We start from the raw sequence: 12,817 nt of genomic DNA on the forward strand, positions 1-12,817 counted from the left end.
TCAATGGTATTTGTATTTCATTGACCACATGATATTCAATTGCGAAAAAAACGATAAATTTTAATATTAGGTGAAGGAGAAATATATGACATTTTCATTATCACAATTTAAAGAAAAGAAATTAGATACATTGGAACAACTTCAAAATTTGCGAAATTTATTTGTAGAGCGTAAGCAAGTAGATTACGTGAGAACTATGGAGAAATTAATTCAAGATGTAATGAATGAAGAGTTTGTTATTGTAGTAGTAGGTGAATTTTCACGAGGAAAGTCGACATTTATTAATAGTTTTCTTGGAAAGCGCATACTTCCGTCCTCGGTAAAGCCAACTACAACTATTTTAAATAAAATTACGTACAAAGAACATCCGAATATTACATTGCATTATCGTGATGAAAAGGAAAAATCCCGTGCGATTTCGGAAGAAGAATTTAAAAAAATTGTTGCACCTAGGGAACCAATTGTAGGAGATGAGCAATCAGAAAAAGAATATGAAGAAGCGTTAAAGAAGATCTCAGAAGTTGCTTATGCTGAAGTTGGCTATCCACTTTCATTTTGCTCGGATGGAGTAGAAATTATTGACACGCCGGGAACAAACGACTTAGATGAAGCACGTGAGGAAATTACAAATACATTTATTCCAACATCTGATGCAGCTATATTACTATTATCTGGTGTGAAAATCTTATCTGAATCTGAGATGAGCTTTTTACGTGATCGTATTTTATCACAAGATATTCAGAAAGTTTTCTTTGTCATTAATTTTAAGGATGCTCTAGATGAAGAGGGAATTAAAAAAGTATACTCTTATGCGCAAGAGAAATTAAGTAAGGTAGTAGAAAATCCTAGAATCTTTTTTGTTTCAGCAAAGCATGCTTTGGCATATCGACGAAAACAAAACGGAGAAACTATACGTATGCGTGGTCCAATTATGGATATTGAAGAGACTGGAATACCTCAATTGGAGCAGGAATTGGCACATTTCTTACAATATGAACGTGGGATGATTAAACTACAAAAACCAATTCAAACAGCAAAACGATTGGCAAATAAAACACTACAAGAGCAAATTACATTCGATAAAAAAAGTTTAAATAATGATATTAAAGATTTAGATAAGAAATTAGAAAAGTTACGTGAACAAATTAGCGAGCTAAAGCGAATCGGAAAAGAAGCAGCTAATTATATTGAAATAACTTTGAAGAAGAAAGAGAAAGTAATCCAAGGAGAGTATGGCAAAGGGTTGAATGAGATTGCAACACAAGCAAGGGAGACAGCGGATTCTTTATATAAGAGGATGTCTACAGAAGAAGTGGTAACAAATGTAGAAACCAAAGTTGCTCCATTAGAGAGGGCTTTACATGAAAAAATGAAAAAAATACAAGAGAAGACGTTGAAGGAAATATTAACAACTGCCAGTCAAAAGGTAGAAAAGCATATCCAATCAATCCAAGGGCAGTTAGAACATTTAGTGCAGGGTGAGATAGAGCATAATATTATACCTGTTAAATCAGATGAAAAGTATAGCAATTATGCCCCTATTGATATAGTAGATGACATTGTAGGTAGTATATGGGAACAAATCCCTCGAGGCCGCTGGTATTCTGGAGTTTTAAAGGGACTAACTTTGTTTACTGGAGTAATTGGAAAGGGAATACAATCTATATTTCACTTTTTCAGTGGGAGAGATCAAGAATACGAACAGTTAATGAAAGGGATAGATGAGAGATTTGATAAGAACATCCCAACGAAATTGAATAGATTTAAAGAAGGATGGCGCGGGAAAATTAAGGTTGTTATGGATCTGTATAATCAAAAAGTACAGGAGCAAGTAAATATATTAAATATGAAAATGGAAACATTGCTACAAAATCGTCAAATGGAACAGTATGTGGCAGAAGAAAGATTGCAAGTATTAAATCGCCAAGAGCAACAAGTAGAGCGTGTAATTCAAGAAATGGATAAAATTATTTCGGATAAAGTGGGTGTGAAATAATGAATTACGAAGAAAGAAAAACAGATTTATTTAATAAAATTCAAGTACTGCGAAATCAAGTTTGTGACATATTACCTCAAAGCCCTCAAATTCGTAAATTTGATGAAGTGCTCTTGGATTTAAAAGAAGATTTATACACAGTTGTTGTCGTTGGTGAGTTCAAGAATGGAAAATCTACTTTTGTAAATGCATTGTTAGGAGAACCATTGTTGCCTGTAGATGTAACACCTACGACGGCGGCTATCCATGCTTTAGTATGGGGAAGTGAAAGAAGTTTTGAGGTGCATAAAAGTGATGGAACGGTAGAAAGAAGTGGCTTGCAAGCTGAAACATTGCAGAAATATGTAGCGACAGCAGATTTTAACCCAGATGAAGTAAACTATTTAAAATTATGTATGCCAGCGCCACTTTTGAAGAATAAAGTAGTTCTTGTTGATACACCAGGTGTTAATGATTTAAATAAACATCGTTCAAATATTACATATGAATTTATTCCGCGTGCAGACGTAGTATTGTTCATGCTAGATATGACAGCGCCATTAAAGAGAACAGAGGAACAATTTATTAATAATAGTTTACTAGGAAAAGGGTTAGATCGCCTTATATTTGTGGCAAACTTTGCTGATCGTGTCGATGAGGAAGAAGTAGAAGAACTTAGTGAATTTATTTCAAATCGTATTCAACGTGTGACTGAAATTGAGTGTCCGAGGGTATTTCCAATTTCAGCTCGAGAAGGACTGGAGGCAAAGCAAACGAAAGACGAGGAACTTTGGGAGTATTCTGGTCTAGGGGACGTAGAGAAGAATATATGGGATATGATTCAAAATGGTTCTTGCAGCGAAGAAAAATTAATGCGCTATTATAATCGAGTTACACATATTTTGTATGATGCATTAGAAGAAATTCAAGTTCTATCATCTGTTAATACGCAGTCTCTTGAAGAGTTAGAGAAATCCTATGATTCATTGAATCAATGGGATACGGAGAGATTATCGAGGGAACAGAAAATTAATGAGTATGTGCAAGCACGTGAAAATGAAATACAGCTTATCATCTATAAATCAGTTGAATTTTTAAGTGAAAGCATAAGGGATGAAGTAAAAGACCGTATCCAATTATATAACGGACACGACATGGGAAATTTCGTCGAAACTCAAATACCACTAATTATAAAAAATAGATTAAAACGGTGGATTGATCAGTATTCAGGGTATATACAAGAATTATTAAGAAAACTTGAAATAGAGCTTTCAAAAGGGTTAGGTCAAATATTTGATATGAAAATTCTAATGCGAAAACAGGTTGCAGATCGTTTGACATACGATGTTGATGTAGAAATGCATGCCCCTAATAAAATGAATCCGTTGATTGCCTCAGGAGCAATTATAGGGGGGGCTAGTACGATAGCGATGGTACTTGGAGGGCCAATATTTATTCCGATTATTGGCTTAGCAGGATTACCGTATATACAAAAGAAAATGATTCAGAAACAATTAGATGAGATTAAGCCGAAGTTATTAGTGGAAGTCGATCATGTTATTTCACAAGTTATGGATGATTTTATGAAGCATATTGCACAATATGTCTCTGAAGGAATTTTAGAAATTAAAAGCCATACAATGCGTGTATTTCAAGATAAAGTCGATGCGGGACGTTATTTATTAGAGGAAGAAATAAAGCAGAAAAAATCAGTTTATCAAAATAAGTTCAATGAGCAAGAGAAAGTTGAAAAGATACAGAAAGCGATAGCGGCACAATATAATTATTTTATAAAAGAGGTGGAAAGAAATGAACGACTTTTCTCACAATCATGATTTGAATATATCGGATGCATTTGATAAACAGTTTTCACATTCTAATGACGTAATTGATGGGACACACAGCGTGTCATCACACCAAATAGATACAGGGTCCTTTAGTGTACATGATAATCCTGCATCAGATTCAATCGATATTTTTCAATATGCGGATCCGTTACAGCATGTAAATCAATTTCAAATGCAACCGCTACATTTTGTTAAACCTCATCATGTTGATGGTTATATGAGGCAGGATGGGACATATGTAGAAGGATATTGGCGAGATGGTGACGGGAATGCGCAAGTAGATAGGACTGTTGAAATGGGTGGGGGATACGTTCGTTCTAATCCCGATAGTGTAATTAGTAATAATTTAAATCAAAAATTTTAACTGTTAAATAAAAAGGCTGCTTGTCTATAAGACGAGCAGCTTTTTCTATATCTAAAGGGGTTTGGGGAAACGAATTGTTAAATAAGACTTTGAGCAAGTGTGTAAATGAAAGCTGTAAGAAGAGCTGCGCCACTTGCAAGTCCGATAAAGTCTGATTTGTTAAATGTAATGATGTTCATAATAATCTCTCCTTATTTGTTTAATGTAGTTGCAACTGCTTTTGCATCGATAAGTGCGGATAGCACCATGCCCATTGTATTTAAAAATTTGTTTGATTCCATTTTGTTCATCATGCGTATCCGCTCCTTTTCGAATTGTTGTTGCCCTGGTTTATGTCTTAATTATATGAAATATAGCCGCCTGCAACTATCGAATTAGCTTACGGAAGACTTACACTTTTGTAAGAAAAAAAGACATTCGTGTAAGAATGTCCTTCAAAGCATGTTGATATGATGATGCTCTTCAATTGTTTTTAAAAAGCTACGCATTGAATTCGTCATATAGCTATCTTTACGGCGTATGAAAACCGTTGAAATACTACCATATTTTTCAGGGATTGCATGACAATGTACCTTACCAGCTTTAGAAAGATGGTGGACAGCAGACTGTGGTACGAGTGTAATTCCAAGGCCGAGTGCAACACTGTTTAATATTGTTTCTAATATGTTAAATTCCATAATTCTTTTTGGTAGCAAACCTTCATCTTTAAGCCACCGTTCTAGCTTGGAACGGTATCCGCATCCTTGATTAAAAACGAGTAGGGGCGTCGTAGTAAATTCTTCTATATGAAAAGCTTTATTTTGTGTAACAAGCATTAATTTTTCGGTGCTAACATCGTATTGTTCAATTAATGGATGTTTAATAGGACCTGATATAAATGCACCATCTAATTGGTGATCGATTACTTCTCTAATAAGTTCTTCTGTTAGACCAGCTTGTAATGATAGATCGACATTTGGATAGCTCTTATAGTAAGAAGACAAAATGGTCGGCAATGTGCTTACTGTTTCGACTGTACCAATTTTTAATATACCAGATGGTGTTTCACTATCTAAAAACACTTGTTTTAGCTCTTCAACATCTTGCAAAATTTTATGAACATAAACGAGCATTTTTCTACCTTCAGCTGTTAAAGTCATGCCTCGTTTATGACGGTAAAAGAGCGGTGTTTTTAGCTCGTTTTCTAATTGTTTAATACGTGCGGTTACATTTGATTGTACGTAATTTAATTCCTTTGCTGCGCCACTTACACTACCGCGGTCGGCAACGCTCTGGAAGATTTGTAAGTCTCGTAATTCCATTTTATGCTCCTCCTTGATGTTAACTATCATTATAAATGATAGTTAACATCATTTTGAATCATTTTACGTGATATATTTTTTCTTTTACAATTCTCTTTGTGCAAATAGAAAGAAGTGGGGGATTGCGGTGAGAAGAAGTCAAATGATAATAGGTGCGTTGGCATGTTTAATTGCAAGTATGTCATGGGGAGCAATGTTTCCTGTTGCTGATCATGCACTAGAATACATAGATCCATTTTATTTTTCACTTATTCGCTATGGAGCGGTAGCAATAGTGCTGATTGTATTATTGTTAATGAAAGAAGGAAAGAAAGCATTTCGTTTAGAAGGAAGAGGAAAGTTACTCGTCTTTTTTGGAACGATGGCGTTTACCGTATATAATGTATTAATTTTTCTAGGGCAAATGTTAATGGGAAAATCAGGTGTAATGGTAGCTTCTATTATGGAGGCGCTTATGCCGATGATTTCCATTTGTATTCTATGGGGATATAAAAATATAAAACCGAAAAAGTATATGATAACGAGCATGTGTATTGCTTTTGTAGGAGCAGTGTTTGTTATTACGAAAGGTGACATGAGTTTCTTTTTAACATTGAAAGATAACATGTTTTCACTAGCATTTATATTTGTTGGTGTTGTAGGCTGGGTTATTTATACGATGGGTGGTCAAACATGTAGCGATTGGTCAACATTACGCTATTCTACGTTGACATGTGTATTTGGTACAACTGTCACAGGAATTATAACTGTAATCATTACGTCACTTGGATATGTATCAGTTCCAAGCATGGGAACGATTTCTGTTGTGAAGTATGATTTGTTATTTATGATGACATTACCAGGTATCGTAGCACTACTTGCTTGGAACTACGGTGTGAAAATTTTATCATCAATTAATGGTATTTTATTTATTAACTTTGTGCCAATTACTACGTTAGTTATTATGATGATGCAAGGGTATAAAATAACAACATTTGATATTGTAGGAACATTATTTGTTATTGCAGCGCTTATTCGTAATAATGTTTGTCAGAGAAAAGAAGAAAATATAAATAAACAAGTTTTACAAGAAGAGCAATTGCGTCAAGCTGTTTAATAGGCAACTGGAGGATTTTATATGTTAGAAAGTTTATTGTTTTTTTTTGCTGCTGGAGTTGCCTGCGAGCTTGCAGCAATTAATCGAAATGGTCGTAAGAATATAAAACAACAAGCTGAACTGATACAGCTTTTAAAAGAATTGAAGGAAAGAAAAATTTAAAAAGACGACCGGGCATAGACGGTCGTCTTCTTCTATATAAAGGGGAAAGGGGACACAAAGTTTATATAAGCGTAGCAGCGTAAATAAAAGCAGTAAGAAGAACTGAGCCACTAGCTAATCCTAAAAAATCTAAGTTGTTAAAAGTTATGTTATTCATTATAAATTCTCCTTACTTGTTTAATGTAGAAGCAACAGCTTTTGCATCGATAAGAGCGGAAAATACCATGCCCATTGTATTTAAGAAATTGTTCGTTTTCATTTTGTTCATCATATAGATCCGCTCATTTTCAAATGGTTGTTGTTACTTTCTGACTTAATTGTATAAGATAGTGGAGGGAGTCACTATCGAATTAGCTTACAAGAAAATTACACTTTTGTAAGAATTGAAATTTAACAATAAATACTTATTTTTATTACCAACTCCTAAAACTTAGTGTTATAATCGTTATAAGAAAATGATTATACTTCGGATATTCAGAAAGGAACGAAACAAATGTATAAACTAATTACATTTTCGTTGAAATATATATTTAAAACAGCTGGGAAAGTAGAAGTACAAGGGAGAGAGAAATTACCGGAAGGTGGCCCTTACGTTGTTGCGTGCACACATACAAGTTTTATGGATGTTTTAATGTTAGCTGCAGGAATGTATCCAACTCAAATTCATTACATGGCAAAAAAAGAATTGTTTGAAGGTAAATTTAAAAATTGGTTTTTTAAAAATGTAAATGCGTTCCCTGTAGACCGTGCGAATCCAGGGCCAAGCACATTGAAAATTCCATCGCGTTTATTAAAAGAGGGAAAAGTAGTAGGGATTTTCCCAAGTGGGACGAGATCATCAGAAGACGTTTCATTAAAAGCTGGGGCTGTTACGATTGCAATGCGTTCTAACGTTCCGTTAGTACCGGCAGCTTATATTGGCCCATCAAGTATAAAAGAATTGATAAAAGGAAAAAAAGCGCAATTAGTTTTTGGAGATCCAATTCAAATTGATGCTGAAGAACAAATAGATCGAAAAACGGCTATGAAAATGATGACAGATGAATTAAATGCAAAGTTTGAAGAACTAAAGGAAGTTTTACAGCCAAATTAAAAGTAAGAAAAGACGACCGGGCATAGACGGTCGTCTTTTCTATTATTATTTATATAAAGGGGAAAGGGGACACAAAGTTATATAAGCGTAGCAGCGTAAATGAAAGCAGTAAGAAGAACTGAGCCGCTAGCAAGTCCTAAAAAATCTAATTTGTTAAAAGTGATGTTGTTCATAATGTATTCTCCTTACTTGTTTAATGTAGAAGCAACAGCTTTTGCATCGATAAGAGCGGAAAATACCATGCCCATTGTATTTAAGAAATTGTTTGATTTCATTTTGTTCATCATATAGATCCGCTCCTTTTCAAATGGTTGTTGCCCTGTTTCTGACTTAATTATATGAAATGTTGCGGAGAGTCACTATCGAATTAGCTTACAGGAAAATTACACTTTTGTAAGAAAAACGAATGAAGGTGTCATGAGGAGAAGATTTGACATATGTTCATGTGATTTATTAAGTTAAAAGTAGAGGTGAGTGTATGGCTAATATTAAAGAGATTGCAAAGATGGCTGGGGTTTCAGTTACGACTGTTTCGAGGGTATTAAATGATCATCCGTATGTAAGCGAAGAAAAAAGGAAAGTTGTTTTAGAAATAGTTGAGAAATTGAATTACTCGCAAAATGCAAATGCTGTTCATTTATCAAAAGGGAAAACGAATATTGTTGGTGTGATTTTACCTTATATTAATCATCCGTGTTTTGATGCGATGGTGGGTGGAATGATGGAGGTCGCATTAGCTCACAACTATCGAGTACTTCTTTGTCAAACGAATTACAATAAAAAAGAAGAAATGAAAAGTTTACATATGTTGAAAACAAAGCAACTAGACGGTCTTATCATTTGTTCTCGTGCCAATGAGTGGGAAATTATAGAGCCGTATGCAGCGTATGGGGCGGTTATTGCTTGTGAGGATAATGATATTGAAAGCATATCGAGTGTATATACAGATCATTTTAATGCTTTTCAATTAGGGATGAGTTACCTTATTGAAAAAGGTTATAAGAAGATTGGATATTGTACGGGAAGAAAGTTAGGGCCAAGTAGTAAGAAACGTTTTGATGCTTATAAACAACAGTTACAATTAATAGATGAAGAAGTGATGGAAGATCGGATTTTCACAGAATGCTTTACATTAGAAGATGGTGTAAGAGTTGCACATCAATTCAAGGAGATGGAGAATCCTCCTGAAGCATTAATAGTGGCAGGGGATGAAGTTGCTATTGGGATCATGACAGAAGTTGAAAAATTAGGTATTAAAGTTCCTGAAGATTTAGCAATTATTGGTTTTGATAATCAACCGATTTCTCAAGTTTTACAACTGACAACCATTGACCAAAATTTAAAGGGAATAGGTAAGACGGCTTTTGAAATGTTTTACAGGCAAGTAAGTGATGAGAGTTCTAAACAAGAAAAGATGGAAATTCCGTATAAACTTGTGGAACGCTCCACGGTTTAGTATTTATCCGTTATGTGTATAATCACATAACGGATTATTTTTTGAAATGTCTTTGACAAGAAACCCGTTTCATACTTTATAAAAGAGTTACACCGGTCTGTAATAATCCATGGATTCTTTTCAAGTGTTAAAACAATGAATAGAATTTGGAGGAATATGCATGAATGAGCTTTTATTAAGTATGAAAAAATATGTAGAGGATGATGAACAAATTTTAGCATTTGTGATAGGTATATTTGAGAAAGATGATTTTACCTTATCATATCGGCATGGGATTTTTGTTGCTACTACTAGACGTCTCCTTTTTTACGGGGAATTTCCTTACTATCCTGCAACATTTGAAGAGTATTCGTATTTGCATATAGACGACATAAATTCTCATCCGCATTTAGTATTTACTTGCAAGCAGGAAACGGTGACAGCTAAGTATATTCAGAAAGGTAATGTGGAACGCTTCGCTCGTACAGTTCGAGCAAATATGAATAATTAATCAGGCGTGTGTTTAAACATAATAACCTTACTGTTATGAGAAGAATTGCGTAATAAAAACCACTTCTAAACCTCTAGGAGATAGTGATACAATGTCAAATGGGGGGAGGGATGAACTATGGTTAATCAACGTATAAAGGAAATCGCATTAATTACAATCGGTTCATTACTATTTGCAATTGGTATTAATTACTTCGCAATTCCAAACCGTTTATCAGAAGGTGGAATCATCGGTCTAACGGTTGTTACTTATTATTTATTTGATTGGTCACCAGGAATTGTAAATTTTGGTTTAAATGCAATTTTATTAGCTGTAGGTTATAAATTTTTTGATAAGAAAACGATGGTTTACACAATTATAGGTATTGTGGAAACATCTTTGTTTTTATATGTTACAGAGCACATTCAGTATCAAGTAAATAGTGATACATTATTAGCGGCTTTATTCGCTGGTGTATTTGTAGGTATCGGATTAGGATGTATGTTCAAAGCTGGAGGTACATCAGGAGGGTCGGCAATTTTAGCGCGGTTAGCAAATCAATATTTAGGTTGGAGCGTCGGAAAAGGCGTACTTATTATTGATATCGTTGTAATTGCTGGATCTGTATTTATAATAGGACAAGAAAAGGCAATGTATACACTTGTAGCTGTATTTGTCGGAGCGAAAGTGATTGATTTCATCGTGGAAGGTATGGATACAAAAACAGCTGTTACGATTATTTCGAATCAACCAGACTTAATTCGAGAGACTATTACGAAAAACATGACACGCGGTGTCACTGTATTAGAAGGACGCGGCGGATATACTGGTAAAAATAAAGAAGTATTATATGTCGTTATTAATAAACAAGAGCTTGTTAAGTTAAAGCAAGTTATTAGTAGAGTTGATGAAGATGCTTTCGTTGTTATTCACGATGTACGTGATGTACTTGGTGGTGGCTTTAAAGCGAGCTAAAAGGTGAACGAGTAAATTCGTTCGCCTTTTTTAATTCTTACAAAAATGTAAGTGTAATGTAATGAGATTCAATAGTAGATTTTATTCCTTCTTTTTAAAATGGATGTATATATATCCTGCAGAGGAGGAATGTTTAGTATGAAGAAAAAAATGATCACTACTATAATAGCGATGATAGTGATAGTAGTAATGTTACTGCCTACAAAACTTGGACCAGTTATCGATAAATATAATCCACTTTATAAGACGAAAGAATATTATACGGTTGTGAATACAATTGGTCAGCATATTGGTGATGAATGGTATGAATATGAATTTATTGCATTTGACGAACGTGGAAAAGAACAAAAAATAAAGAAGACTGTTAAGCATATGTTAAAGAGAGATGAAGCATTAAAAGTGTACGCAAAAGGACGCTACGGCGAGGCGATTGAAGAAATTGAAGCTGTAAATATTCCTATTAATGCGAAGAGTAAACTTTTAACGATGAGATAGCGAATTATACCCCCGCCTATTTTTTGTCGAAAATAAAAATACTAGGTAGGGGTATTTTGGAGTGCATGAAAAATCCTTAGTCCATATGGACTAAGGATTTTTTTATTATATAAAGGGGAAGGGGGTACATTGTAGTAGCATGAGTGAAAGGTATAAGAAGAGTAGCTACTAGCAATGTAATTTGGTTATGTGAGTGTTCTTCTTATTTGGCTTACTTTCTAACTTTATTGTACGAGATGTAGGTAAAGGAAACTATCGAATTACATTACACATAGCTTACAAACATGTAAGCCTTCTGTAATGTAATTCGATGGTTAATAGATAGTGAATTTCATATAGTGTAATTAGAAAGTCTCACTGTATTACTTTCTGTTTGTAATGTTAATGAAGAACGAAAAACCAACTAACTTTGAATAGCCCTCATCTTAGCTTAAGATGAGGGTTTTTTTAAAACCTTACAATATTGTAAGGTTTACGTAAGTTAATTCGATAGTAATTTTGTCATATTTTTTGCATAATAGATACAAATAGATAAAAAATAATTAGGGATATAGTAAGAAGGGAGAAAACTGGGATGCGTAAAGAAGAAGTAGTGAAGTTTCCAATTAAAGATTTCTGTAGCTACTTTACTGTTGCCATAGTATGTATTGGATTATTTGATATAATAACAAATTTAATTGTTAACTAATATAGATGATAAAACAAGAAGGGAGACCCTTTCTTGTTTTTTTTATGGGGGCATAAAGATGAAATGGATTGATAGCCATATACATGTTGATCAATATGAGAATGAAGAGAAAAGTAGATTACTTATAGATGTGGAAAACAGTAAAGAGATACAAGGGCTTATTGCAGTATCTATGAATTATCAATCATGTCTAGAAACTTTATCTTTAGCAAAGCGATATCCTTTTGTGCAGCCAGCGATAGGTTTTCATCCAGAGCAACCGATTCATAAAGAGGAATGTGAGCAAATTTATAAATTAATTGAAGATCATGTAGAGGACATCGTTGCGATTGGTGAAGTGGGGCTCCCATATTATTTAAGGAAAGAAGATGAAAATATTGCTGTCGATCCATACATAGCGGTGTTAAAAGAGTTTGTTGAACTAGCTAGTAAATACGATTTACCAATTATACTGCATGCGGTTTATGAAGATGCTGACACTGTATGTGATTTACTTGAAGAATATAAAGTTTCACGTGCACACTTCCATTGGTTTAAAGGAAGTGAAGAGACAATGAAACGGATGATGAGGAACGGTTATTATATTTCTATCACACCGGATGTTTTACATAAGGAGAAAATTAGAAAGATCGTTTCGTATTATCCGCTTGAATATATGATGGTAGAAACAGATGGGCCGTGGGAATTTCAGAAAGATGTTATGACGCACCCAAAGATGATTCGAGAAGTACTAAAAGAAATCAGTGTCATAAAAAATATATCCATTGATAAGGTTACAGAAACAATATACGAAAATACAATTCAATTTTACTTGAAAGGATAGGAGAGTCACTCTTATCCTTTTTATTATGGATACTTTTTCTAATATTTTCTATAATTTATGTTGTGTTTAATTT

Annotated in this window: 15 protein-coding genes; 11 read left to right on the forward strand and 4 right to left on the reverse strand. The window is 34.0% G+C overall.

Going from position 1 to position 12,817, the window contains the following annotated elements; translation table 11 throughout:
* The first annotated feature begins 85 nt into the window (after positions 1-85).
* From EXW56_RS01140 to EXW56_RS01150, 3 genes are read left to right on the forward strand one after another with little or no spacing between them, the layout of a single operon-like run.
* The gene (locus tag EXW56_RS01140) at positions 86-1,996 is read left to right on the forward strand and encodes a dynamin family protein (protein ID WP_002202027.1); all 1,911 of its coding nucleotides are present in this window, start codon (positions 86-88) and stop codon (positions 1,994-1,996) included.
* Complete coding sequence (locus tag EXW56_RS01145) at positions 1,996-3,810, forward strand: dynamin family protein (RefSeq protein ID WP_002202026.1); 1,815 nt, start codon at positions 1,996-1,998, stop codon at positions 3,808-3,810. Before EXW56_RS01140 ends, EXW56_RS01145 begins: the two co-directional genes overlap by 1 nt.
* Positions 3,785-4,186, forward strand: a complete 402-nt coding sequence (locus EXW56_RS01150; RefSeq protein WP_098988530.1) for a hypothetical protein — start codon at positions 3,785-3,787, stop codon at positions 4,184-4,186. The genes EXW56_RS01145 and EXW56_RS01150 overlap by 26 nt, the downstream gene beginning before the upstream one ends.
* A gap of 77 nt (positions 4,187-4,263) precedes the next feature.
* Here the strand turns inward: EXW56_RS01150 and EXW56_RS01155 are convergent, their stop codons facing one another.
* Both EXW56_RS01155 and EXW56_RS01160 read right to left on the reverse strand, forming a co-directional pair.
* Positions 4,264-4,365, reverse strand: a complete 102-nt coding sequence (locus EXW56_RS01155) for a DUF3948 family protein (RefSeq protein ID WP_002202024.1) — start codon at positions 4,363-4,365, stop codon at positions 4,264-4,266.
* A 255-nt stretch (positions 4,366-4,620) separates the two neighbouring features.
* The gene (locus tag EXW56_RS01160) at positions 4,621-5,487 is read right to left on the reverse strand and encodes a LysR family transcriptional regulator (protein WP_002113382.1); all 867 of its coding nucleotides are present in this window, start codon (positions 5,485-5,487) and stop codon (positions 4,621-4,623) included.
* Positions 5,488-5,614: 127 nt separating this feature from the next.
* On the opposite strand from EXW56_RS01160, the gene EXW56_RS01165 reads away from it, so the two are divergent.
* Complete coding sequence (locus tag EXW56_RS01165) at positions 5,615-6,583, forward strand: DMT family transporter (protein WP_002202022.1); 969 nt, start codon at positions 5,615-5,617, stop codon at positions 6,581-6,583.
* Positions 6,584-6,604: 21 nt separating this feature from the next.
* Positions 6,605-6,745 carry a YrzO family protein gene (locus EXW56_RS01170; protein ID WP_199661708.1) on the forward strand — a complete coding sequence of 47 codons (141 nt, stop codon included), beginning with the start codon at positions 6,605-6,607 and terminating at the stop codon, positions 6,743-6,745.
* A gap of 61 nt (positions 6,746-6,806) precedes the next feature.
* Here the strand turns inward: EXW56_RS01170 and EXW56_RS01175 are convergent, their stop codons facing one another.
* Positions 6,807-6,902: a DUF3948 family protein gene (locus EXW56_RS01175; protein ID WP_080013759.1), complete on the reverse strand. Its 96-nt coding sequence runs from the start codon at positions 6,900-6,902 to the stop codon at positions 6,807-6,809.
* Positions 6,903-7,238: 336 nt separating this feature from the next.
* Here EXW56_RS01175 and EXW56_RS01180 point away from each other — a divergent pair, with 336 nt between their 5' ends.
* Positions 7,239-7,838 (forward strand): lysophospholipid acyltransferase family protein, encoded by a 600-nt coding sequence (locus EXW56_RS01180; RefSeq protein WP_002113389.1) that lies wholly within the window; start codon positions 7,239-7,241, stop codon positions 7,836-7,838.
* A gap of 77 nt (positions 7,839-7,915) precedes the next feature.
* On the opposite strand, the gene EXW56_RS01185 is transcribed toward EXW56_RS01180, so the two are convergent.
* Positions 7,916-8,011, reverse strand: coding sequence for a DUF3948 family protein (locus EXW56_RS01185; protein ID WP_070127837.1), 96 nt, complete (start codon positions 8,009-8,011; stop codon positions 7,916-7,918).
* 305 nt (positions 8,012-8,316) lie between these two features.
* Here EXW56_RS01185 and EXW56_RS01190 point away from each other — a divergent pair, with 305 nt between their 5' ends.
* The 5 genes from EXW56_RS01190 to EXW56_RS01210 all read left to right on the forward strand — a co-directional run bounded on the left by EXW56_RS01190 (position 8,317) and on the right by EXW56_RS01210 (position 12,744).
* A complete protein-coding gene (locus tag EXW56_RS01190) occupies positions 8,317-9,294 on the forward strand; it encodes a LacI family DNA-binding transcriptional regulator (RefSeq protein ID WP_002202021.1) in 978 nt (325 codons plus the stop codon).
* A 160-nt stretch (positions 9,295-9,454) separates the two neighbouring features.
* Positions 9,455-9,784, forward strand: coding sequence for a PH domain-containing protein (locus tag EXW56_RS01195; protein WP_002113391.1), 330 nt, complete (start codon positions 9,455-9,457; stop codon positions 9,782-9,784).
* 117 nt (positions 9,785-9,901) lie between these two features.
* Positions 9,902-10,738, forward strand: a complete 837-nt coding sequence (locus EXW56_RS01200; protein ID WP_002202020.1) for a YitT family protein — start codon at positions 9,902-9,904, stop codon at positions 10,736-10,738.
* A gap of 138 nt (positions 10,739-10,876) precedes the next feature.
* Positions 10,877-11,233, forward strand: coding sequence for a YxeA family protein (locus tag EXW56_RS01205; protein ID WP_002202019.1), 357 nt, complete (start codon positions 10,877-10,879; stop codon positions 11,231-11,233).
* 746 nt (positions 11,234-11,979) lie between these two features.
* Complete coding sequence (locus EXW56_RS01210) at positions 11,980-12,744, forward strand: TatD family hydrolase (protein WP_215597126.1); 765 nt, start codon at positions 11,980-11,982, stop codon at positions 12,742-12,744.
* Positions 12,745-12,817 lie beyond the last annotated feature (73 nt).

It is taken from the genome of Bacillus mycoides (assembly GCF_018742245.1).
GTDB lineage: Bacteria > Bacillota > Bacilli > Bacillales > Bacillaceae_G > Bacillus_A > Bacillus_A cereus_U.

Coding starts and splice junctions, on each gene's coding strand:
- EXW56_RS01140 (WP_002202027.1), top strand. CDS start 86: ATGACATTTTCATTATCACAATTTAAAGAAAAGAAATTAGATACATTG.
- EXW56_RS01145 (WP_002202026.1), top strand. CDS start 1,996: ATGAATTACGAAGAAAGAAAAACAGATTTATTTAATAAAATTCAAGTA.
- EXW56_RS01150 (WP_098988530.1), top strand. CDS start 3,785: ATGAACGACTTTTCTCACAATCATGATTTGAATATATCGGATGCATTT.
- EXW56_RS01155 (WP_002202024.1), bottom strand. CDS start 4,365: ATGAACATCATTACATTTAACAAATCAGACTTTATCGGACTTGCAAGT.
- EXW56_RS01160 (WP_002113382.1), bottom strand. CDS start 5,487: ATGGAATTACGAGACTTACAAATCTTCCAGAGCGTTGCCGACCGCGGT.
- EXW56_RS01170 (WP_199661708.1), top strand. CDS start 6,605: ATGTTAGAAAGTTTATTGTTTTTTTTTGCTGCTGGAGTTGCCTGCGAG.
- EXW56_RS01175 (WP_080013759.1), bottom strand. CDS start 6,902: ATGAATAACATAACTTTTAACAACTTAGATTTTTTAGGATTAGCTAGT.
- EXW56_RS01180 (WP_002113389.1), top strand. CDS start 7,239: ATGTATAAACTAATTACATTTTCGTTGAAATATATATTTAAAACAGCT.
- EXW56_RS01185 (WP_070127837.1), bottom strand. CDS start 8,011: ATGAACAACATCACTTTTAACAAATTAGATTTTTTAGGACTTGCTAGC.
- EXW56_RS01190 (WP_002202021.1), top strand. CDS start 8,317: ATGGCTAATATTAAAGAGATTGCAAAGATGGCTGGGGTTTCAGTTACG.
- EXW56_RS01195 (WP_002113391.1), top strand. CDS start 9,455: ATGAATGAGCTTTTATTAAGTATGAAAAAATATGTAGAGGATGATGAA.
- EXW56_RS01200 (WP_002202020.1), top strand. CDS start 9,902: ATGGTTAATCAACGTATAAAGGAAATCGCATTAATTACAATCGGTTCA.
- EXW56_RS01205 (WP_002202019.1), top strand. CDS start 10,877: ATGAAGAAAAAAATGATCACTACTATAATAGCGATGATAGTGATAGTA.
- EXW56_RS01210 (WP_215597126.1), top strand. CDS start 11,980: ATGAAATGGATTGATAGCCATATACATGTTGATCAATATGAGAATGAA.